Source organism: Alkalibacterium putridalgicola (assembly GCF_040959045.1).
GTDB classification, from domain to species: Bacteria; Bacillota; Bacilli; order Lactobacillales; family Carnobacteriaceae_A; genus Alkalibacterium; species Alkalibacterium putridalgicola.
Genome location: NZ_CP162615.1, coordinates 885,349 through 906,675, shown reverse-complemented (window position 1 = coordinate 906,675; position 21,327 = coordinate 885,349). Strand labels below are relative to the sequence as shown.

The following is a 21,327-nucleotide window of genomic DNA, read 5'->3' as shown; positions in this document are numbered from 1 at the left end:
TAACTATCTATAAATTTTTATTGTCTCTGGAATGCTTGTATCGATTTCTTCATCTACACCTTTTGAAGAAACTTTGTCAAACAATACCTTAATTGTCTGTAATAGTATTCTTAAATCCATTAATAAATTATAATTTTTGATATAAACCAGATCGAAATTTAATTTACTGTTAAAATTCGTAGAATATTTACCATACACTTGAGCATAGCCAGTTATTCCAGCTCTAACATTATGTCTTAAATCATAATAAGGGTTTTCTTTCTTGAACTGGTCAACGAAGAAAGGTCTTTCAGGTCGTGGTCCAACTAATGACATCGTCCCATTCAACACATTGAACAGCTGAGGCAATTCGTCAATACGCAAAGCCCTTAGATACTTACCGATCGGCGTGACCCTCATGTCATTTGCTTTCGCCAGTACAGGACCTGAATCTGTTTCTGCAGTAGCTGACATGGTCCTGAATTTATAAATATTAAACTCCTGCTGATCTTTCGTTATCCTTACTTGCTTGTAAACAGCTGGTCCTTTTGATGTGATTTTGATGAATAGAGCCGTTAATATCATTATCGGCGATGTCGCTATAATCATCAATGCTGCTACAATAATATCGATAGTCCGTTTAATTAAGTCAAATTCAGGAGAGATTCGAAAATTAGATAACTCTATCACACTCTCGTCTTCAATATTCATAATATTTGGGTTCACTAAAGCCAGATGTTCAAAACTCGTGTTAACAAATATGTTTTTGTTATTTTTAACAAGAAAATCAATAATTGTTAATTTTTCCTGACGTGACAAGTCGGCTGCAATATAGACAATATCAATGGTATCGATATGTTTCTTTATGTTTTCAATATAATTATCCAGCACTGCCGAGGTGACAGTATGCCTTTTATTTTTAGCATTCATGAAGTTGTAAATGATTTCACCGATTTTATTTTCCTCACCCACGACCATAACTTTCTTCGTCCCTGCAATTCTTTCGTAGAGTTTAAATACTGCTACTCTCCAAATAAATAGAATAACTGAACTGGTAATAAAACTAATAACTATGACAGATCTGGGGAAACTAAACCATCTTCCGAAAAAGGTCATGGCCATAATCATTACGGTAAGTATTACCTGAACAATGATTGTAATCACAAACAGATCCATAATTGATTTGTTGTAGTATATATAAATTCCAAACAAAATGTTTAACAGTAGAAATACAAAAAATATATACACTCGGGCATTTTGATACGATATATAGTTAAAACTAGGAATATTCCCGTCATATCTATAATAAAACGATAGCCATATCGATAAATGATACAATAGGACTTCTACCATTCCTATTAATATTTTTTTTGTCTTGTCAAATCCTTCATTACTTCTCACGGTGTTCTCCCTTTCTATTAGTAACATGAAATGGTTCAAAGTTACGAGCCGAATAAATGATCACAAGTAAAATCAGGAACCAGTACCCAGAGGATAAATATCCGCCCTTAGCGAAGTTCATTAATATAAACACTAGCGCAATTGGTATATTATAGTTCATTAAGTAACCGATACTCAATACGTATAAAAAGAACACAATCAGTCCTAACTCTGTAAATACATAGGCAAAAATGTTCCATAACATTCCAGGACTTTGTAAAAAACCATATCCTGATAAAAATGTTTCTTTATTTATATAGCGCCAGCTGACAATTAAGCGTTCATATCCTGATGTTTCTACACCTGTAATAATATCTATGGTCCTCTGTACCAGCGTCGTGTATATTAACTCTCTGAAAAAAAACACAACGATCAATACAAGTCCTAAACTGACAAATGCACTTGGAGTCCATTTTAGTTTACCTTTAAAGTGATTAAAATTGACAATCAGCCAAAGTGCCAATATCGAAAGCATAATAAAGACTGAGCTATATGATAACGTTAGTATAACCCCCGTAATCAATAAGCTGTTGATCCATTTTTTCATTTTCAGCTGCTTCTTATTCAACAGATTTATCATGAGTATTGAATTTAAGTAATACCCTAAATGAGCAGGTTCCTGGAAGATACTCTTCATTCGTACGATCGGTATATCTCGCCGGTAAAGGTGTCCATCCAGTCGAGTAAATCTCAACAGAAATTCATAAGGTAATCCTTGCTCAAAGTTCGTTTCCATGTAGACGGCAAGAGCAATGTATACCCCCAGAGCTAAAATAATAAGAGCAACAAGATTATTCCATATCATGAACTCCTCTTTCAGCTTTTGTACCTTGATAAAATTATACAGTCCAGTAACGGCCAACACGTAAAATAATAACTTAATAAGTGCTATAACTGAAATCCGCAAATTAAAATCATCATAAACGTTATATAAATAAAGAGAATGAACTAAAATTATGATTATTGGAGCCAGTACCCATTTTAATTGGTGAACATGTATTCTATACTTTCCCGCTAAAAATAAAATACTGAGAGACAATCCAAGTATCAGTTCTGTAAAAGTGAATGCACCGTAAAGCCAGTCACTTAAGGCGAATGAGATAGCTACTAAGAATAAAACCAGATGGTTGAATACAGGTTGTCTGTTTTCGTACTGATTTAACCATTTATTGACTAACGTCGATTCCACTCACCCATCTCCTCTATTCATACTCATTCAATTACAGAAAGTAACCTTTTATTGTTTCGAGTATCCTTCCACTTGCGTATCCATCTCCATAAGGGTTATCTCCTTGAGACATTTTTATATATAGATCTCTATTTGTAACTAACTCATTTACTTCTTCTACTATTCTTCTCTTATCTGTACCTATAACTTTGAGTGTGCCTGCATCCAGTCCTTCAGGTCGTTCCGTCTTATCTCTTAAGACAAGGACAGGTTTATCTAATGCAGGTGCTTCTTCCTGCAGACCACCGGAATCTGTCAGTACTAAATAGGTTTTATTGATGACTTGATGAAAGACATCGACTTCAAGTGGTTCGATTAAATGGATTCTGTCGTGATCGCCTAGAATCTCATTCGCTACTTTCTGAACTGTCGGGCTTAAATGAACGGGTACAATTACTTCAATTTCTTTGTGATTATTTACAACTTCTAAAATAGCCTCAAATATATTGATCATTGGCTGTCCGTAATTTTCTCTCCGGTGAGATGTGAGTAATATCCATTTCTGATCCGTTTTTTCATCCATTAAGTCCAATGCATTGTGCTTGGTTTTACTGACTTTTGTATAACGAACCGCATCGATCACTGTGTTGCCTGTGACAACTATCTGTTGTTCATCCTTGCCTTCTTTGAGAAGATTCTGTTTCGTGGTTTCCGTCGGGACAAAGAACAGGTCGGTAATTGCATCAATCAACTGTCTGTTCCCTTCCTCTGGGAACGGGAAATATTTATCGTGGGTCCGGAGTCCGGCTTCCACGTGACCAATCGGGATCTGGTGGTAGTAAGCCGCCAATGCCGCAGCGAAGCTAGTTGTCGTATCCCCGTGTACCAGAACCATATCCGGCTCTTCTTTCACAAAGACCGTTTCGATCCCTTTCAGGACATCAGAAGTGATGTCCGATAAGGTTTGATTTCGTTTCATGATATCCAGATCGTAGTCCGGTTTGATGTCAAAAACGGACAGGACCTGGTCAAGCATTTCTCTATGCTGAGCAGAGACAATGATGCAGGGTTCAAACTCATCCTGATATTTTTTCAGTTCAAGAATGACTGGTGCCATTTTGATCGCTTCCGGACGTGTACCGAACACGATCGCAATTTTCTTTTTCTTCATCTCTGTCTTTGCTCCGTTCTATTTATTCATTATATTCAGTATCTATAGTGTGACACAATCAAAAGCCATTTTACCATAAAAAGAACCTCTACCGACAGATTTTCAGCGTATTGTCATAATCTGGTAAAGGTAAGTGCTTTCTTATTCACTTTTTATTCTTATCTTCTCAGCTGCTGCTTGAACCTGGCTCCCAGCACGAATAGTTTATCCTTTAATGTGACGGATTTAAACTTCTTTAATCGACTTTTCATTTCGGGATGGACGTCACTGACAAGCAGTCCGTTGTAGATGGAAAGCAGCTGGCGTTTGATGAACTGTTTCTGGGTTTCTGAGTACTTTGGTTTCTCGAACTCCTCTTCCAGCGCCTGGAACACTTTGATGTAGGAATTGAACGATCTCAGTTTGTGCTGTTTCGTCTGTTCCGTCATGGTCGAAGCCGTCCGGTAACGACGATGGTAGTAGTTTTTATTTAAGTAAATCAGTCTTTGGGTGTTCGCAAATAAGACAGTCGTGAAGTACTCGTCTTCATGCAGGACGCCTTCGATAAACGACAAGTTGTTTTGATCGATCAGGTCTTTTTTCACTAAATAGAGACAGGGTGACGGCGTGAAGGCTTTTCTATTTTTCAAAAGAGCCTCTTCTCCTGTGTAGAGCCTATTATTTTCGAGCGTTTGAGAAAAGTCGTAGTTGTTTTCATTTACCGCCGATTGGTCGTCCTGATAAAAGGCCAAGCCATTGAAACGGACCAGTTCTGCACTGGTTTTTTCGGCCAGCTCGACACATTCTTTGAGTGCCTCTTTTTCCAACCAGTCGTCGGCATCCATGAAATAGATGTACTTTCCGCTGGCTATCTGGAGCCCCTGATTTCGTCTTGCACCCTGACCTTCGTTCTTTTCATTTTCGATTAGGATAATCTCTTCGGTGTACTGCTTTAATAAGTATACAGTCGCATCGGTCGACGCATCGTCAAGAACGATGATCTCGGTATTCGGATAGGTCTGAGCGAGCAGGGCATCGATGCACTCCTCAACATATCTTTCTACATTATAAGTCGGTACGATGATTGATACTAAGGGTTTAGTCATGTTCCTGCTCCTCTCTTCTTTATTCTTTGATGCCGCGTGCACGCTGGAGTTCCAGTTTCAATCGTTTAAATTCCCCGGTGATGAATAGGCCGATAATCCAAATGATAAGGAAAACCAGTCCTTTAACGACCAAACTGAAGAAGACGTTCAGCGGCAGTTCCGGCAGTAGCCAGAACGCACCAGCCTGCATGACTGCCAGTATGAATGGCTGAGTGAGCACTTTGAAAAACTCCAGCAAATTAGACTTGAACATCTTGATCATAAGCAGGTAGTTAGCCTGAATGAAGTTCAAGCTGAACGCCAGGACCAGAAAGCCGGCGACATATTCGATCTGCCCCATCAAAATACCGATAACGATACCGGTGATATTGAAGGCGGTCGACAAGATGCCTGAAAGCAATAGTAAGTCCGTCCGGTTCCCTGACTGGAAGATGCCGCCGGTGCTTGACAGGATCATCTGGATCCAGATCGACAAAGCCAGGATCTGGAAGGCCGCGATACTGCCGTCCCATTGTCCCCCAAAAAGGAACAGGATCACTTCTTCGGCAGCGAAGAACAGGAAGACAGACAGCGGCATGCCGAGCGTTGCCAATAGATTGGAAATCCTTAAGTACACACGCTTGATGCGTTCCTTTTCATCTTCATAGTCTGACAGGATCGGATGAATCACTGACGTCACGAGACTTGTGAGCACCTGATTCGGATACAGCGAGACCTGATAGGCTTTGTCATAGTAAGCCAGCGCACTTGCACTGAAGTAGCGCCCGATCAGGAGATTGTCCAGATTCCTTGAAAAGTAGTTGATGAAGTTGAAAAGGAACTGATTGCGTGAAAAGGCAAAAATCTTTTTGAGCGGTGCCCAGTTGAATTTGAGACTGAGCTTGGTATCGGTCTTTATGTAGAAAATTACGAACATAATGAATGCCCGGGCCGTATTGCCGATGATGATTGCATAATAGCTGAACCCTAACAGGGCTAGGCCGATAGAAATCGCACCGGATACCAGCGCGCCGGTCACTGTCGTAATATTGACGAGCCGGAAATTTTTTTCCCGAAGGAGGATCGACTGCGGTACGACTAAAACGCCGTAAAAAAAGACGGCGACGGCCAGGATACGGCTTATCGCTATATAGACTGTGTTCCCGTAGAAATCACTCATCGGATATCCCAGGAAGAAAAATACCACTCCCAATCCGACCGCGACATAGAGGCTGAAAGAAAAGATGTCATTCAATTCTCTTTTATTCAGACTTTTATTCTGAATAACTGCTGGACCGATCCCGAAATCAGCCAGCAACTGGAAGAAAACGAGGAAGATATTGACAGCTGCCACGATCCCGTATTCCGCCGGTGTCAGGATCCGGGACAGGACTGCCTGAACGAGCAACTGAACCACGACGATGGAATATTTACCAATAGCTGTATAAAAAAGGGCATGTTTGAACTGTTCCATCATAGCGGTTGACTCCTCGGCTGTTATTTCTTTTCCTGTTTAATTTTTAAAAAAGGTTCTCACTTTACTGAATACTTTCGTGTAGCGTCTGGCGACCTGATTGCGGCTCTTCATCAGGCGTAGTGCCTGTTTGAAGTTCTGCTGCTTGTAAGTCTTTAGTAGCAGGCGTCTGAACGGGTTATGGTCGCTTTGTTTATAAGGGACTATTTTTGTGATACCTATGGTCTGCCAGATGTCAGTCAGACGTTTGATTTTCTCTTCGTCGGAAAGCGGGCAGTCTCTGTGGACCAGATTGGCCGTTTCAAGGTAGAGTGCATTGAAATACTCTTCACCGATCAGATCAGTGAAGGTCCCTTCGTCGCCCCACTCACTCATCAGCTGTTCAAAGGCTTGAGCGATGTTCTGTTCCATCAGATAACGCTCCGGACGGTACCGGTTGACAGACGACCCTTCATGTGACACATAGTGATAGTAGACTTTCCGGTTCACGGCGACCGATGTCAGATTTTTGTAGACGTCGATATTAAATAGCGCATCCTGCCCGGTCTTCTGACTTGTGAAACGAATGTGGTGCTTTTTCAGAAATTTTTTTTTATAGAGCTTGTTCCATAGAGCATAGGGAGAAAAATGGTAGACATTGCCAAAGTGCTGGCGGAACCCTTCTTGGGTCGTCAGCTGCGGGAAGTTCGGCAGTTTTATTTCACGGTCTAAAGGATCTGACGCCTTCTCCTGCGTGTAGCCGAAAACCACCATATCAGGCTTAGTTTCTTTGGCTAGGCGGCAGTTTTCCTGCAAAAGGTTGTTATCAAAATAATCATCGGGATCCGCAAAATAAATATATTTGCCGATCGCCTGGTCCAGTCCAGCATTGCGCGCGGGACCTGATCCTTTGTTTTCCTGATGGATCACTTTGACTAAGAGAGGCTCGCGCTGAGCATAATCGTCACATATCTCTGCACAGCCGTCGGTCGACCCGTCGTTAACAAGAATGATTTCAGTCAGTATTTTTTTCTGATTCAAGGCCGATTCGATCGCCCTCGCCAGATGTTCCTTAACGTTGTACACAGGCATGATGATGGAAACTTCAAACATAACTCAAGTCCTCTCTATTTTTTGCTGGTTCTTGAAACTCTTATGTCCTTTTATATTTTATAATTTCATATATGCATAGATTTTTCAATTACAGCAAATTATACCACAGTTTCTGTCTATAACTAGAGTTTTCATTAATTCTTTACATTTGTCGATAGAGTTTAACCGTTTTGTTATCTAATAAGAATATCGATGCACGGAAACAGATGTCTGTGGTACAATGAGGGGAGTAAAATAAAGAGTAAAATTTAGTAAAAAATACTACTTATGAAGGAGCGAAACTCATGGCTATATTAGTTACAGGTGGTGCCGGTTATATCGGCAGCCACACGGTCGTTGAACTCATCGAAAAAAAATATGATGTGGTGATCGTTGACGACTATTCCAACTCAAAACCGGAAGTCCTGAAACGTCTGAAAGACATCACAGGAAAAGACATCCCTTTCCACGAAGTGAATATCTGCGACAAGGAAGCCCTGCGCGAGGTCTTTGAGCAGCACGAACTGGAAGCGGTAATCCACTTTGCCGGTTACAAAGCCGTCGGAGAATCTGTGGCCCAGCCGCTGAAATATTACAGCAACAACCTGAACGGTACGATCGTGTTGATGGAGCTGATGAACGAATACAACGTGAAGAAAATCGTCTTCAGTTCAAGCGCCACCGTTTACGGCATGACGAATGAAGCGCCGTTCACCGAGGACATGCCGCTGTCGACAACGAATCCTTACGGGACCACAAAAATGTTCATCGAGCAGTTCATCCAGGATCAGTATATCGCTGACAATCAGTGGAGTGCCGCATTATTGCGTTACTTCAACCCGATCGGCGCCCACGAATCCGGACGCATCGGCGAAGACCCTAACGACATCCCGAACAACCTGATGCCGTATATCACTCAGGTCGCTGTCGGAAAGCGCGAGAAGCTATCTGTGTTTGGTTCAGACTACGATACACATGACGGGACCGGCGTGCGCGACTACATCCACGTGGTCGACCTGGCGAAAGGCCATATCAAGGCGTTGGAGAAAGTCATGGGCATGACCGGCGTCGAAGCTTATAATTTAGGGACCGGTAAAGGTTATTCCGTGCTGGATGTGATCCATGCATTCGAAAATGCCAATGATGTTGAGATCCCGCACGAAATCGTCGACCGCCGTCCCGGCGACATCGCCACCAGCTACGCCGACGTTACTAAAGCCAAAAACGAACTCGGCTGGGAAGCCACCTATTCGATCGAAGACATGTGCCGTGACTCATGGCGCTGGCAGAAATCGAATCCGAACGGATACGAGAGTTAAAAGACTATAAGGAAAGCCGCCAGCGATGGCGGCTTTTTTCTTTATAACAGAGAAGAAAATAACACAATAATGATTTTTATTATTGGCTTTTGATTTCAAAAAGACCTAACTTCTTACCGTACTCATTGCCTGAAACAATGTCATATTGAACTAAGTTAAAATCTTTGAGTATAGCTTGGGCTTCTTTGCTTAATTCATTTCTGGATGAAATGACTTTTTCACTATTTCTCTCCAAGTATACTCCTCCGTTAAGACCAGGCAATTTCTGTTCTAGATTATCTACCAAAGCTTCATAAGGAGATACCTCAATATCTAATATATCAAGAACTTGATTAGTATGAAACATCGGGCTTATTGTTCCAACATCTCCAGATAGTTCTTGCTTATTAGAGTAGAAAAATAATGGTGTTTCTCTCATATTTAAATCACTGTTTTCACTAAGAACTTCTTCGCTATAAATACCAGGAAGGTGATCACCCCAAAATACAACTAAAAACTCTTCTTCTTGATTTTCTAAATATTCTAAGAACTCTTTTAGTGCTAAATCGCTATTGTGAAGATCTTCAAGGTAACTATCCGCCTCCAAGCTCGATTCGGTACCATTAGCGTTAGTACTGAATTTAAGATCTTCGTACTTTCCTTGGTAAGGACCATGATTTTGCATGGTTACGAGATGAATAAAATCTTTTTCTTCAGTTTTTTCAATTACTTCTATACTTTCTTTATATGCAGAACGATCAGAAATATGTCGGCTATTTCCCATCTTCTCAGTATTTTTCATATTTTTTGCATATAAAAATTCGCTAAAACCCAATTTTTCGTATACTGATAAACGTCTGTACAACGTTGGATCGTAGGGATGAATAGCTGTTGTCGTTAATTTATCATTGTTTGCTTTTTTTACAATGGATGGGACCTTGTGCATAATATTGACGGCTTCAACGAATGGAACACTCACTCTAAAAGGTTCCTTTGAAAGACTGGTAAGTGCTTCAAACTCACTATTGGCTGTGCCGCCACCAATATTCAATGCTAAAGACTCTCCGCTCAGTGTATTATTCAAAAGTTCTCTTGTATAAGGAATTGGATCCTGATCCGTTGAAAAACCATTAATTTTAGTGGGATCAGAAAACGATTCATTCATAATATATATAAGATTAGTATTTATCTTGCTTTGAGTCCTATTTTGGTTGATTTTTTCAGCTTCCTCTAAATATTTTTTGTAAATTCTCTCTATTTCATCTCTTGAATAGTCTTCAGGTTCTTCCATATTTACTGTTCCTAAATTATATAAGAAACCTGCTATAAAACCATTCCGCTGATAATTCATATTCTGGTTATATGTTACCCATCTGGTATAGTTGGAAAAATGTTCCTTGATTTGATTACCTGAACCATTAAAATGAGTGACATAGATCATAAAAAAAGTTGAAATAATAAGTGTTAAAATCCTCCAGCCATAATGAACTGTCTTTGGAGAAATGTATTCTTTTTTAGTTGAAAATTTTTTATATAATATAAAAGTCGTTATTGATGTAAGCAGTATTACCCCAGCTGCCATTAATATGTCTGCTGTACTGACCATAGTAGCTAGTTCCGAAAGATTTGTAACCATTCCTAATTCATTTGGATATAGAGGTTCAACACGATATTGATATTTCACATAGGAGGTTAAACTTAAAAGTATAGACAAAAACATTAGTATGGAACTTCCTAAAACAGAGCTTCCTGTAAGCGCTGTTAACCACATGTATACTACGAAAAGTAGTCCTGCACCATATAAAAAGAGCTTTGTGTGAGAATGAAAAACAAAAAAGTATGTGTCTTGAAAATTAAACTGAGTAAAAAAATACTGCATGACGAATGCTGATATCAAAGAAACAAATATACCAAAGAGGAAATATCTAAACACCCGTCCCGCGTATTTCTCTTTATTTATCATTATAATATTCAACCTCTCTATGATTATTAATATCTATACCACTATACTATTCTTTGTATGATTTGTAAATATTATTATAAAATGATGAAAAAAACCTCTATTATAGCATCGTCTTGTACAGTTTTATGACTGCGTAAACAACATTGAGTACACACTTTCAATATATTGCTCGTCGTAAGATAACAATTTATTAACAGAGATAAGTGAACTATAACAAATTTAACGACTTCACGTATTTTAAAGTGCCAGGATCTGTATATTAACTACTTATATGATACTCAATACAAGTTTGTCTTTTTAACGCTGCAACTTGTACTGAATAGCCGGTTATGGATCAAGTGGTATTTTTCTGTGGTTTACTCGTTCCTGATACGGATCAGCGGGACAAGTAAGGAAGATTTTTCTTGTCACTTGTCCCGATTAATACTTTTTATGACGTTCATACACGCACGACTGCGCCTTTGTTTCCCCTGAAAGTATATTAATACAAAATCATACCTTTTCTGATAATTTTATGCGTTTATTATTTTAATTTTATGGGTTTTATGGTTTAACTTTTCCTTGCTCAAGCGTTACAGCACCAGGCAATTTTCACTTTTTTGTCACTTAATGCATAAAAAATAACAGTGTTTTATAAACATTCTTGACTCCCTTCTTTTTGAGCGTTACATTAAACTCAAAGAAAGAAAGGATGAATAAAATGCTCCCAAATCTGATGTCTGTTCCTTGCAGCAATCCGGAGTGCAGATCAGCGCTAAAGGGGACCAACTTTAAAGAACACCCTCATCATTCATATTGTTATACCCAACGCTGCACTAAATGCAAAAAGAAAACTTACATCAAAGCAGACGGATCCCCTTACGACCTGTAAAACTCTTTAAGTTTTTTCAGGCATTCTTTAGTGCAGAAAACACCTTATTTCATGCTGCTTACTTCACCTTTAAAGTCAGTTTATTCCTATATACACACATTCGGTACATGCGGCAGTATACTATTAGCTCACATGTACCGAATTTTATCTATTAAAAGCAAAGCCGCCATCGCTGGCGGCTTTTTCAAATTTTTAAGATCTATTTGGAACAAGTGAGACTCTTTATCATTGAAACTTGTTCCGAATAGCCATTTGCGGTACAAGTGGGACAGTCTCTAAGCACCACTTGGTCCGGAAACCGATCAGCGGGACAAGTGATCCAGAAATTACTAGCCACTTGTCCCGCAAACTACTTTTCATGATGGTCATACGCGCAAGCCTGCGCGTATGCTCTACTTTTTAATGACTTTCCTGTTCAAGTAGCCATCCAGCAGGTAAAAACCGATGCCTGAAGCGATGGGGATCGTCAGAAACATCAGAAGATACATAAAGCCGCTGAAATCCGGCAGGCGTTCGTGCAGGAACCAGAAGTAAAACATCTGGGTCAGGTAGATATGCAGTGACGCCTGTCCGATCAGTATAAAGAACTTTTCAAGAAGGGACTCTTTACCGACTTCCAGATGCTTCATACCGATCATGATGATGAACAGCACGTAAAAATAGGACGGGGCGTGCTGACTGTGCCAGTATTCTTCGACGATCAGCTCCCAGTTATAGTAATGGACGGCCGTGATGTACGCCAGACTCGCAATAGCCGGAATAACGAGCCACTTCAGCTTGATGGTCGACTTTTCCAAGGCATACCATATCCCTAAGGTCACTGAAAACAGGTGGCGGATGATCAGGATGCGGTATAAGCTACCGGAAATATTCAACCAGAATGAAGCCAAATCGATCAATAGACTCACAAAAAACAGCAGGATCATCATTTTTGTCGGCTGTTTTTTCAGGATCAGATAGATGAACGGGATAAGGATCGTTGCCTGGATCAGCAGCGGAATAAAATAACTGCCTGGACCGTAGCCGCCTTCCACAAAAGAAAGGAGGAGCTCCCCAATATCCCTGTTTTCAAAATAAAAGAACTGGATCAGCACCTGCATGAGCCAGATGATACCAAACGGCAGCAGGATGCGTTCCGCTTTATTCAGGAGATAATGACGGGCAAGGATGTCAGGAAGATTTTCGTATCCCTTTCTCATGAAGGAGTTGGCGGCGTTATAGCCCATTAAGATCATAAACACTGGGACCGTCTGCCAGATGTAGTAAGGCGCCAGGATATCGTAAAGTGTCGCGTTGGATAAGCCATGGATAAGTATGACCGAGATGATCGCCAGTGCCTTGATGATGTCGATCGTATAATTGCGTTTTGCCATAGCGCACCTCTTTCTTAACAAAGAGTATACGTCTATACGCTGATCCAGACAACTTTTATGCTTGCTATGAGGCAAATCAAAAACGCCTTCCGGGAGGATCGCTCGTCCGGAAGACGTTCTGATAGTTATTGGTTTAGCTTAGTCCTTTTTAAAGACTTTCAAGCCCAGTCCGGTCCCTAGCCCAGTCAAACCGAGCGCACCGAATGACCAAACAGCTGTGGCTGTTTCAGGCAGTTTTTCGCCTTCTTCATCTTCAGCATCTGATTTCTCTGCCTCTTTCTTATCGTCTTTGTCTTGTTTATCTTTCTCTTCGTCCTGATCATCTTTCAGATCGTCTTTTTCGTCATCTTTTTCATTCTCCTGTTTATCGTCGTTCTTGTTGTCGTTCTTGTCGTCGTTTTCATCACCGGGTTCTTCTCCTTCGACCGGTGTTTCACCGTTTTCAGGATCCGTTTCGTCACCTGGCTCTTCTTCGACTGGTTCTTCTTCCACAACGAATTCGACTTCTTTGAGGCTGACGTTATCGATCATCACCGTGTAAGGCGTTTCGAGTTCTTCATCTTCCGGCAGTCTGCCTAAGCCAAACAACAGCTGCAGCTCTTCGCCGTTTTCGATTTCAACGATGGCTTCATAGGTGTTCATTTCTTCGTTCACTGTAAAGTCCATGACCTCAAGACCGGCATTGATAAGTTCGACACGGACATTTCTTGCGTGTTCGGATGCCATGTCAAAGGACAGTCTGTAAGTGCCGCTTGGAACAACGTCCAGGTTCTGGTATAACTGGATCTGCCACCAGTCCCAGCCGACTTGCTGGATCACGGTGTTCAAGACATTGTCTACAACAGAAAACTCGCCTTTGCCGCCGTTTGGATCATGGTCAGCCATGTTGAAGATCTTCCAGGTGGCGTCACTTTCTGGGGCTCCGAAAGTCGTTGTATCATCAAACGATCCGTCTGTGACCAGGTTGTCTCCGACAGCTTCCCAGTTGGCAGGGTCACGGTCCAAGTCGTCTGCCGGTTCTTCCGGTTCTTCGACTGTTTCTTTCAGCGGTGATGGTGACTTGTCATAGTTTGCATTGGCATCTTCATAGACGCGGACATAATCCACTTCGACTTGTCCAGGTAATTCAGTTGACGCATCCGGTTCCAAGCCGTACCAGCCGCCCACAGCCAGGTTCAGGATCATATAGAAGTCCTGGTTGAAGGGTGCTGGTTTTTCGTAATGTTTTGCACCATCGATATAAGCTGCTTCATAAAAACATTTTAGGATACTGGAAATACCAGCCATCAGGATGATGAATGTACACCCGAACCACATCCAGGCACCGATCAGAGCGACCCACCCTTGGACAAACACCTGATCGTTCAGCCAATTGATCGGACAATCGATAAGATTTAAGCTCAAAAGCATCTGATTCAGTGGACCGTATTTCCAGTTCAGCAGGATGCTGAACAGCAGTGTCACTGAAGCGATCGTAATGATATTCGGTAGGAAGAATAACGCTCTGAACGTATTCAAGCCCTTCAGTTTCAGGCGCATGTCTGAAAACAGGAGCACCAGTCCCATGGCAATGGTGATTTGAATGGCAAAGCTCACACCCCAGATTTTAATCGTATTGAAGAAGGCTTCATAGAAGAAGGCATCTTTCTATCAATGGAGTTTTTTTACGCTTTTTTGCATTATTATATTTCAAATAAAAAGTAATGCGATTTCGACTTTCATTTCTATTTGTAACGCTTACAATCTCTTTATTCTATTCATTTCCCCCTTTATTTCGTTTAAACTCCATTTCACTCTTGCCTTAAGCGCTTAATTTTTATTTATAAAATGGTACCTTGCTTAAGCAAGGCGGTGTACCGAATCTCTTTTGATCAATGATACAGGCACCATTTTTTTATCCACTTCTTGAGTTGGATCTATGCTATTGATTTTATCGAGCAATATGATTGCTGCCTGCTGTCCGATCAGTTCTTTATCCTGACGAATCGTCGTCAGTGCCGGATCGACGTGCTGGGCTAGCTTTATATCATCGAAACCAATAAATGAAATATCTTCAGGAACCTTGAGTCCCCATTCTTTCGTGACTTTCATGGCGGCTATCGCCATTTCGTCCCCCGCCACATACACAGCGGTCGGTCGGTCTTTTAAAGACAACAGACGGATCATTGCTTCACGTCCACCCGCTTGAGAGTAGAAACCGCCATCTACTAAATACTCGTCTCTTACAGGCAGCCCTTGTTCTTTCATGGCTTTTTCAAACCCCTTGGCCCGTTCGATACCGGCAAAAGTCGTCTGATTCCCTCTGATATGAGCGATTTTAGTGTGACCGTTTTCAACGAAGTGATTGACAGCCAGTCGACTTCCAGCGTGATTGTCACTGTAAACCGTTCCTGGTTCATCCGTTGGTCTGTCGATATAGACAGTCGGGATCATGTGATCCACTTGGGATATTTCATCTTCACCATGAGACTGGATAATAACGATCCCGTCTACTCCACGATGAAGCAAGTGTTTATATGTTTCCTGCTGAAGTCCCATGTGTCTTGAAACGAAAAGCAGATCGTAGTTATATAACTCAACGTGCTTTTTAAATCCTTCGATGACTTGGCTGAAAATTGGATGGGCGATCCCGATACCGAGATTCTCTCCGAAGACCACACCGATCATCCAGGATTTATTGGTTGCAAGTGTTCGAGCAGAAGAATTAGGTGTGTAGTGCAGTTCTTCAACTGCCTCCATAATCTTTCGTCTCGCTTTTTCACTCACCTTTTTATTGTTCAAGGCTTTGGATACCGTAGCGATCGAGTATCCGGCATGTTCAGCGATATCATAAATCGTAACCATAATGTTCTTCTCCAATCGAAAGCGCTTTACATGTGTAACTATATCGCACTATGAAATCGATGTCAATAACTATTTGAATATTTTTTTCTTTTTATTCGTTTAAAGGTTTTTGACATGATCCATTGCGTAACAAACGCATAAGACGAAACCGAGTAAAACATGATCAAAGCCGGTACATAGGCGTATATTAATAGACCGATCAAAAAGGCGTGGACGATCATGATGCCTGCGACAGGTGAAATAAGTGTCAGCCAGAAAGCATCTTTCAGACTTTTTATAACCGAATCACCGAACTCGAAATAGACACCTAAAGCGAATGTTGCGACGATAATGACTAAAGCGCTTAAGATTAACAGTGAAGGCAAGACAATTAATTGAATGAACGTGTTCTGCGGTAAAGCCTGAATCACACGGATATCGACATAGATAAACAGCGATGCAGCAGTTACCAGCCAGAAATAACGGTTCCCCTCTTTGAAGTGTTCCTTGAATTCTGTTTTGAATTTCGTGAACACGTGGGACAGATCGCCCTGGTGCAGTTTCTTTTTGACTAGTGCATTCACAGCAAACGTCGCCGGCCCCGCTCCGAACAGGATTCCTCCCGCGAGTGTAAAACCTAACCATAAGATGTTAAGAAATGCCAGTGTGGCGAGCCAGTCGAACCCTTTCATGATGAGATCCATTGATCCACCTTCTGCATTTTCCATTCGATCACTCCTTTCTTTTGACTGGCTGCTTTGAAACAGGGATATTTGAAATATATCCTCACTTTTTCTCTTTCAAAGCCACCAGTTGAATTCATGAGTCATTTTAATGCTTATTTTTAAAAAGTGCAACTGTTATTTTATAATTTGTGAAATCGTTTACCTAAAAATGACATTTTTTTTGACAAGTTTCCTGCTCGTAATGACGGGTTTTTTTAACTATAACTATACAAAATCATTGGTGCTTAACGATTTTTTTATTTCAAAGTGGATCAGTCTCGCTCGGCAGCGAGACTGCACATTATTAAGTGCTTTTAGAGAAGGATTGCAGGTCACTGTGTGTTTGGCATGACGCAGATAAGGGTTTGTGCGGAGTTTTTGGTGTCGTTTTATGTGGTTCGGTAAGTAGGATCGGGATTTCTAAACGAACGTGTCGAAGTTTACTGTATTCGGTAAGTAGCGGGCCCGGCCATGCCACTAATTACCGAAGCAGGCATGTGTTCGACACTTTGAAAATAAGGTTGTCCTGCTACTTACCGAACTGGCGCTTCTTCGGTAAGTAGGCTGCTTTAGCTTATTCCTAATTACCGAACCTCCCCCGACTTCGACACTTAGGGCTAGATCGTAAGCACGTACTTACCGAAGTTAGCCTTGTTCGTCACTTAGGCGAGTGGCTTGTTCACCTAAGTGACGAACCAGTCCTAAATGAATAGTGACTGCTGAATTTTGGGATGCCCTTTTACGAAAAGTCTTTTAGGTTAGGAAAAGAGGGTGACATTCTGCCACCCTCTTCATCTTCAAATCACTTCGAAAACAAAAAAACACTGAACGAGCGCCACCTTTACCGATGGGCCACTCGTTCAGTGTGATACTTTTATAGCTTTTACTTGTGTTTCTGCTGGAAAGCAGTAATGGCTTCGTATTCCTCTTCGAACAAGCGGCTTAGACGGATGTAAAGCGGCATCAGTTCTTCGTAGACCGCCACTTCCTCGGCTTCCGGTACGGTGATTTCTTTGGTTTCCACCATATGTCTGACTTCGGTCAAATCGTCGATCTCACCAATGGCATATTTACCTAAGACGGCCGCACCCAGACAGGCGCCTTCTACCGTCTGCGGGACATGCACTTCCTGGTTGAAGATATTGGCCATCATCTGACGCCATACGGGTGACTTGGCAAAGCCGCCTGTCGCATGGATCCGATCCGGTATCCCGATCACTTCTTCCAGAGCAAGAAGGACCATATAAAGGTTCATATTGATCCCTTCAAGCACGGCACGCATCATGTGGTCGCGTTTATGGTGCATCGCCAGGCCATAGAAGGAACCTCTGGCATTGGCATTCCACGAAGGAGCCCTTTCTCCCGACAGATACGGATGGAAAAGCAGACCGTTTGAACCGGCACTGATTTTGGCGATCTTTTCCGTGATGAGATCATAGGGATCACACGCTTGTGCCTTGGCAGCACTGACTTCTTCAGCGCACAGCTCATCCCGCAGCCAGCGCAGGATCATGCCGCCATTGTTGACCGGTCCGCCGATGACCCAGTGATCCTCAGTCAGGGCATAGCAGAAAATACGGCCTTTAGGATCGGAGACCGGCTTGTCTGTTACAGTCCGGATCGCGCCGCTGGTACCTATCGATACAGCAACCACGCCGTTTTCAATGGCGTTCACGCCCAGATTGGCCAGGCAGCCGTCGTTGGCACCGATAACGACTTTCATATCGGGATGGATCCCCATGCGTTCAGCCAGTTCAGGATCCATATCCGTGAACACGGCCGTCGTCGGCACAAGTTCAGATAAGCGGTCTTTTGTCACGCCGGCTGTTTCAAGGGCTTCTTTGTCCCAGTCCAGCTCATACATATTTAATAAGCCCGTTGCGGACGCGATAGAATGATCCACCACATACTTATTGAAAAAATGGTTAAAGACGTACTCTTTGATCCCGATAAACCGGCTGGCTTTGTTGAAAATGTCCGGCTGCTCCGCTTTCAGCCACATCAGCTTCGTCAAGGGAGACATCGGATGGATAGGCGTCCCGGTTTTATCGTAGATCGACTTCCCGTTCGTTTCTTTCAGCTGTCTGGCATACGGTTCTGCGCGCTGATCCGCCCAGGTTAGAGACTTGGTCAACGGCTTCCCTTTTGCATCCACGGCGATCAGACTGTGCATCGCGGCACTGAACGAAAGGACGGTGATGTCTTTCTTGTCCACCCCGGAATTTGCCATGACGCTCTGAATGGCTGTCACGACTGCTTCCACGATCTCATCCGGATCCTGCTCTGCTGCTTTGGGTTCCGGTGTTAATAAAGGATACTCTACCGTCGCCTGATGGACGATATCTCCTTTTGATGAAAATAATACCGCTTTGGTGCTCGTCGTGCCTATATCTGCACCGATTGAATAATGACTCATTTCATGACCCCTTTCTGTGCTTGAATCTAAAGAAGAAGCCTCTCCTGGAGAAGCTTCTTCTGTTTTACTGATTAGTTCGTCTTACATAAAGAATACGCCTAAAAGCATCGCCATAGCAAGTCCTGTGAAGCCGATAATGGTTTCCATGACCGTCCAGCTTTTCAGTGTGTCTTTTTCATCCAGACCGAAGTAGCGTGAAACCAGCCAGAAGCCGGAGTCGTTGACGTGTGAGAAGGCTGTTGCCCCACCAGCGATGGCAATAACGATCAGCGCCAGTCCGGGACCTTCAACGCCCATCGAAGGTAACACAGGAGCCATCAAACCGGCTGCCGTGACCATGGAAACGGTGGCTGAACCTTGGGCGATACGGATGGCAGAAGCCAGAACGAAAGCCAGAAGGATCGGAGGCAGCGGTGACGCAGCCATCTGCTCACCTAATACCTGTGCCACGCCTGAATCGATCAGGACTTGTTTGAAGACACCACCGGCACCGGTCACGAGGATGATGATCCCGACAGGTTCCAGTGATTTGGTCGCGATGTCCTGAACTTCTTTACGGGTATAGCCGCGTTTTGTACCTAATACAGTGAATGTGACTAATGTAGCCAGCAGTAAAGCGACGATCGGATGCCCGATAAAGGTCGAGATGCTGCGGATGATGTTGCCTTCTGCAAACAAAACAGTCGATAGTGTGTTAAACAGGATAAGAGCTAAAGGCAGCAGGATGATCGATGCAATCATACCGAAACTTGGCAGTTCTTTGTCCCATTCTTTATCTTCCAAGTTCATGTATTCAGGGATACCGATATTGATGCGTTTTGATATCCATTTACCAAAGACAGGGCCGGCAAGTATCATTGAAGGGATACCTGCGATAAATCCGAACAGGATGACCCAGCCTAAGTCAGCGCCGACTAGATCAGCCACGGCGATCGGACCTGGAGTTGGTGGGATGTATGAGTGCGTGACGGCCAGCCCGGCTAATAGCGGGATACCGTAGTAAAGCAGTGAACGCCCCGTTTTTCTCTGCAGGCCGTAAACGATCGGTACTAAGATGATGAAACCGACATCGAAGAATACCGGGATAGCGACCAGGAAGCCGGCGATGCCTAAGGCCCACTGTGCTTTATCTTCCCCGAACTTATTCAACAGACTGCTTGCGAGCCGCTCGACCCCACCGGAGATTTCCAGCATCTTACCGAACATGGCGCCAAGGCCGACGACAATGGCGACAAATCCGAGGGTCCCGCCCATCCCACTTATCACAGAGTCGATGACCCCGTTAAGTGGCATGCCTGTTGCGACACCGACGATCAAACTTGTTAATAGTAAAGCAACAAACGCATGCATTTTGAATGCGATGACCAGGAATAAAAGAATCGCGATCCCGGCCAGCGCCATGAAAATCAATAGTGTTCCATCCATTATAATTCCTCCAATTTAAATGTATTTATAGCAATCAATTAGTTCCAACTGTATTTATATAGTAATTTTCCGATCCTTTTTAGTTGTCTATCAATCATTCAACTCGACTGAATGGCCGCCGAACTGATTGCGAAGTGAGGCTACCACTTTCCCGCTGAACGTATCGGATTCCAGCGAACGGTTCCGCATCATCAGCGACAAGGCGATGACCGGGGCAGCTGCTTCCAGTTCCATAGCGGTCTCAACGGTCCATTTCCCTTCACCGGATGCATGGACGACTCCTTTGATGTCATCCAGCTTCGGATCATCTGAAAAGGCGTATTCCATGAGTTCCATCAGCCAGGATCGAATGACCGATCCGTTGTTCCAGACTCTAGCGACGTCTTGATGGTCGTAGTCGAAGGCACTCTTTTCAAGGATATCAAAACCTTCCCCGATCGATTGCATCATGCCGTACTCCACGCCGTTGTGGACCATTTTAAGGAAATGTCCGCTGCCGGATTTCCCGGTGTATAAGTATCCTTTATCGACTGAAATGTCCTGGAAGATCTGTTCGATCTCTTCAACGACGTCTCTGTCACCGCCGACCATCGTACAGGCGCCTTCTCTGGCTCCTTCCATCCCGCCGCTCGTGCCGACATCGATATAATGGATCCCTTTCGTTTTGAGCGTGTCATATCGTCTCATCGAATCTTTGTACAAGGCATTTCCACCGTCCATCAGAACGTCTCCAGCGGAAAGCAGCGGTGTGATATCGGTTACAAGGTTTTCCGTGATGTCGCCAGCCGGGACCATCATCCAGATGATTTTCTTGTCCGGCAAGTGATCCACGACCTCTTTTAGTGACGCGGCTCCTGTGGCACCTTTCCTTTCTGCTTCAGCAATCAGTTCCTCATCGATATCGTATGCAACGACCTTATGATCGTGGTCCAATAAATTAAGTACCAGGTTCATTCCCATTTTTCCTAATCCACAAATCGCTAACTCCATTTTCATCCTCCTTTATGAAATTTTTTTCTATGGTGTAAGTATACAAAAGAATTTTATTCTTTGCAAGCCTTTTCAA

Annotated in this window: 15 protein-coding genes; 1 reads left to right on the top strand and 14 read right to left on the bottom strand. The window is 42.8% G+C overall.

Annotated elements, in window-relative coordinates:
* Window positions 1-3: 3 nt before the first annotated feature.
* The 6 genes from AB4027_RS04440 to AB4027_RS04415 form a co-directional block, all read right to left on the bottom strand.
* Window positions 4-1,407, bottom strand: coding sequence for a sugar transferase (locus AB4027_RS04440; RefSeq protein ID WP_368646138.1), 1,404 nt, complete (start codon window positions 1,405-1,407; stop codon window positions 4-6).
* The gene (locus AB4027_RS04435; RefSeq protein ID WP_368646137.1) at window positions 1,370-2,608 is read right to left on the bottom strand and encodes a hypothetical protein; all 1,239 of its coding nucleotides are present in this window, start codon (window positions 2,606-2,608) and stop codon (window positions 1,370-1,372) included. The genes AB4027_RS04440 and AB4027_RS04435 overlap by 38 nt, the downstream gene beginning before the upstream one ends.
* Before the next feature lie 31 nt (window positions 2,609-2,639).
* On the bottom strand, window positions 2,640-3,758 hold the full coding sequence (gene wecB, locus AB4027_RS04430; protein ID WP_368646136.1) for a non-hydrolyzing UDP-N-acetylglucosamine 2-epimerase: 1,119 nt from the start codon (window positions 3,756-3,758) through the stop codon (window positions 2,640-2,642).
* A gap of 158 nt (window positions 3,759-3,916) precedes the next feature.
* Complete coding sequence (locus tag AB4027_RS04425) at window positions 3,917-4,843, bottom strand: glycosyltransferase family 2 protein (RefSeq protein WP_368646135.1); 927 nt, start codon at window positions 4,841-4,843, stop codon at window positions 3,917-3,919.
* Between the two features lie 19 nt (window positions 4,844-4,862).
* On the bottom strand, window positions 4,863-6,299 hold the full coding sequence (locus tag AB4027_RS04420; RefSeq protein ID WP_368646134.1) for a lipopolysaccharide biosynthesis protein: 1,437 nt from the start codon (window positions 6,297-6,299) through the stop codon (window positions 4,863-4,865).
* A 36-nt stretch (window positions 6,300-6,335) separates the two neighbouring features.
* A complete protein-coding gene (locus AB4027_RS04415; protein WP_368646133.1) occupies window positions 6,336-7,388 on the bottom strand; it encodes a glycosyltransferase family 2 protein in 1,053 nt (350 codons plus the stop codon).
* Between the two features lie 284 nt (window positions 7,389-7,672).
* Between AB4027_RS04415 and galE the strand changes: the two genes are divergently transcribed.
* Window positions 7,673-8,686 carry a UDP-glucose 4-epimerase GalE gene (galE, locus tag AB4027_RS04410; protein ID WP_368646132.1) on the top strand — a complete coding sequence of 338 codons (1,014 nt, stop codon included), beginning with the start codon at window positions 7,673-7,675 and terminating at the stop codon, window positions 8,684-8,686.
* 79 nt (window positions 8,687-8,765) lie between these two features.
* Here the strand turns inward: galE and AB4027_RS04405 are convergent, their stop codons facing one another.
* The 8 genes from AB4027_RS04405 to gnd form a co-directional block, all read right to left on the bottom strand.
* Window positions 8,766-10,628 (bottom strand): LTA synthase family protein, encoded by a 1,863-nt coding sequence (locus tag AB4027_RS04405; RefSeq protein ID WP_091486281.1) that lies wholly within the window; start codon window positions 10,626-10,628, stop codon window positions 8,766-8,768.
* A gap of 1,263 nt (window positions 10,629-11,891) precedes the next feature.
* A complete protein-coding gene (locus tag AB4027_RS04400; RefSeq protein WP_368646131.1) occupies window positions 11,892-12,872 on the bottom strand; it encodes an acyltransferase family protein in 981 nt (326 codons plus the stop codon).
* 138 nt (window positions 12,873-13,010) lie between these two features.
* Window positions 13,011-14,468, bottom strand: coding sequence for a hypothetical protein (locus AB4027_RS04395; protein WP_368646130.1), 1,458 nt, complete (start codon window positions 14,466-14,468; stop codon window positions 13,011-13,013).
* 243 nt (window positions 14,469-14,711) lie between these two features.
* Window positions 14,712-15,716, bottom strand: coding sequence for a LacI family DNA-binding transcriptional regulator (locus tag AB4027_RS04390; protein WP_368646129.1), 1,005 nt, complete (start codon window positions 15,714-15,716; stop codon window positions 14,712-14,714).
* Between the two features lie 62 nt (window positions 15,717-15,778).
* A complete protein-coding gene (locus AB4027_RS04385; RefSeq protein WP_368646128.1) occupies window positions 15,779-16,423 on the bottom strand; it encodes a YesL family protein in 645 nt (214 codons plus the stop codon).
* 880 nt (window positions 16,424-17,303) lie between these two features.
* On the bottom strand, window positions 17,304-18,836 hold the full coding sequence (gntK, locus tag AB4027_RS04380; protein ID WP_368646127.1) for a gluconokinase: 1,533 nt from the start codon (window positions 18,834-18,836) through the stop codon (window positions 17,304-17,306).
* An 81-nt stretch (window positions 18,837-18,917) separates the two neighbouring features.
* A complete protein-coding gene (locus AB4027_RS04375; protein ID WP_368646126.1) occupies window positions 18,918-20,261 on the bottom strand; it encodes a GntP family permease in 1,344 nt (447 codons plus the stop codon).
* 90 nt (window positions 20,262-20,351) lie between these two features.
* On the bottom strand, window positions 20,352-21,251 hold the full coding sequence (gene gnd, locus AB4027_RS04370) for a phosphogluconate dehydrogenase (NAD(+)-dependent, decarboxylating) (RefSeq protein WP_368646125.1): 900 nt from the start codon (window positions 21,249-21,251) through the stop codon (window positions 20,352-20,354).
* Window positions 21,252-21,327: the final 76 nt, after the last annotated feature.

Bases quoted from the DNA above. Each gene is read 5' to 3' on its own strand.
- AB4027_RS04390 (WP_368646129.1), bottom strand. From the start codon at position 15,716: ATGGTTACGATTTATGATATCGCTGAACATGCCGGATACTCGATCGCT.
- AB4027_RS04415 (WP_368646133.1), bottom strand. From the start codon at position 7,388: ATGTTTGAAGTTTCCATCATCATGCCTGTGTACAACGTTAAGGAACAT.
- AB4027_RS04425 (WP_368646135.1), bottom strand. From the start codon at position 4,843: ATGACTAAACCCTTAGTATCAATCATCGTACCGACTTATAATGTAGAA.
- AB4027_RS04405 (WP_091486281.1), bottom strand. From the start codon at position 10,628: ATGATAAATAAAGAGAAATACGCGGGACGGGTGTTTAGATATTTCCTC.
- AB4027_RS04440 (WP_368646138.1), bottom strand. From the start codon at position 1,407: ATGTTACTAATAGAAAGGGAGAACACCGTGAGAAGTAATGAAGGATTT.
- galE (WP_368646132.1), top strand. From the start codon at position 7,673: ATGGCTATATTAGTTACAGGTGGTGCCGGTTATATCGGCAGCCACACG.
- AB4027_RS04375 (WP_368646126.1), bottom strand. From the start codon at position 20,261: ATGGATGGAACACTATTGATTTTCATGGCGCTGGCCGGGATCGCGATT.
- AB4027_RS04385 (WP_368646128.1), bottom strand. From the start codon at position 16,423: ATGGAAAATGCAGAAGGTGGATCAATGGATCTCATCATGAAAGGGTTC.
- gntK (WP_368646127.1), bottom strand. From the start codon at position 18,836: ATGAGTCATTATTCAATCGGTGCAGATATAGGCACGACGAGCACCAAA.
- gnd (WP_368646125.1), bottom strand. From the start codon at position 21,251: ATGGAGTTAGCGATTTGTGGATTAGGAAAAATGGGAATGAACCTGGTA.
- AB4027_RS04400 (WP_368646131.1), bottom strand. From the start codon at position 12,872: ATGGCAAAACGCAATTATACGATCGACATCATCAAGGCACTGGCGATC.
- wecB (WP_368646136.1), bottom strand. From the start codon at position 3,758: ATGAAGAAAAAGAAAATTGCGATCGTGTTCGGTACACGTCCGGAAGCG.
- AB4027_RS04420 (WP_368646134.1), bottom strand. From the start codon at position 6,299: ATGATGGAACAGTTCAAACATGCCCTTTTTTATACAGCTATTGGTAAA.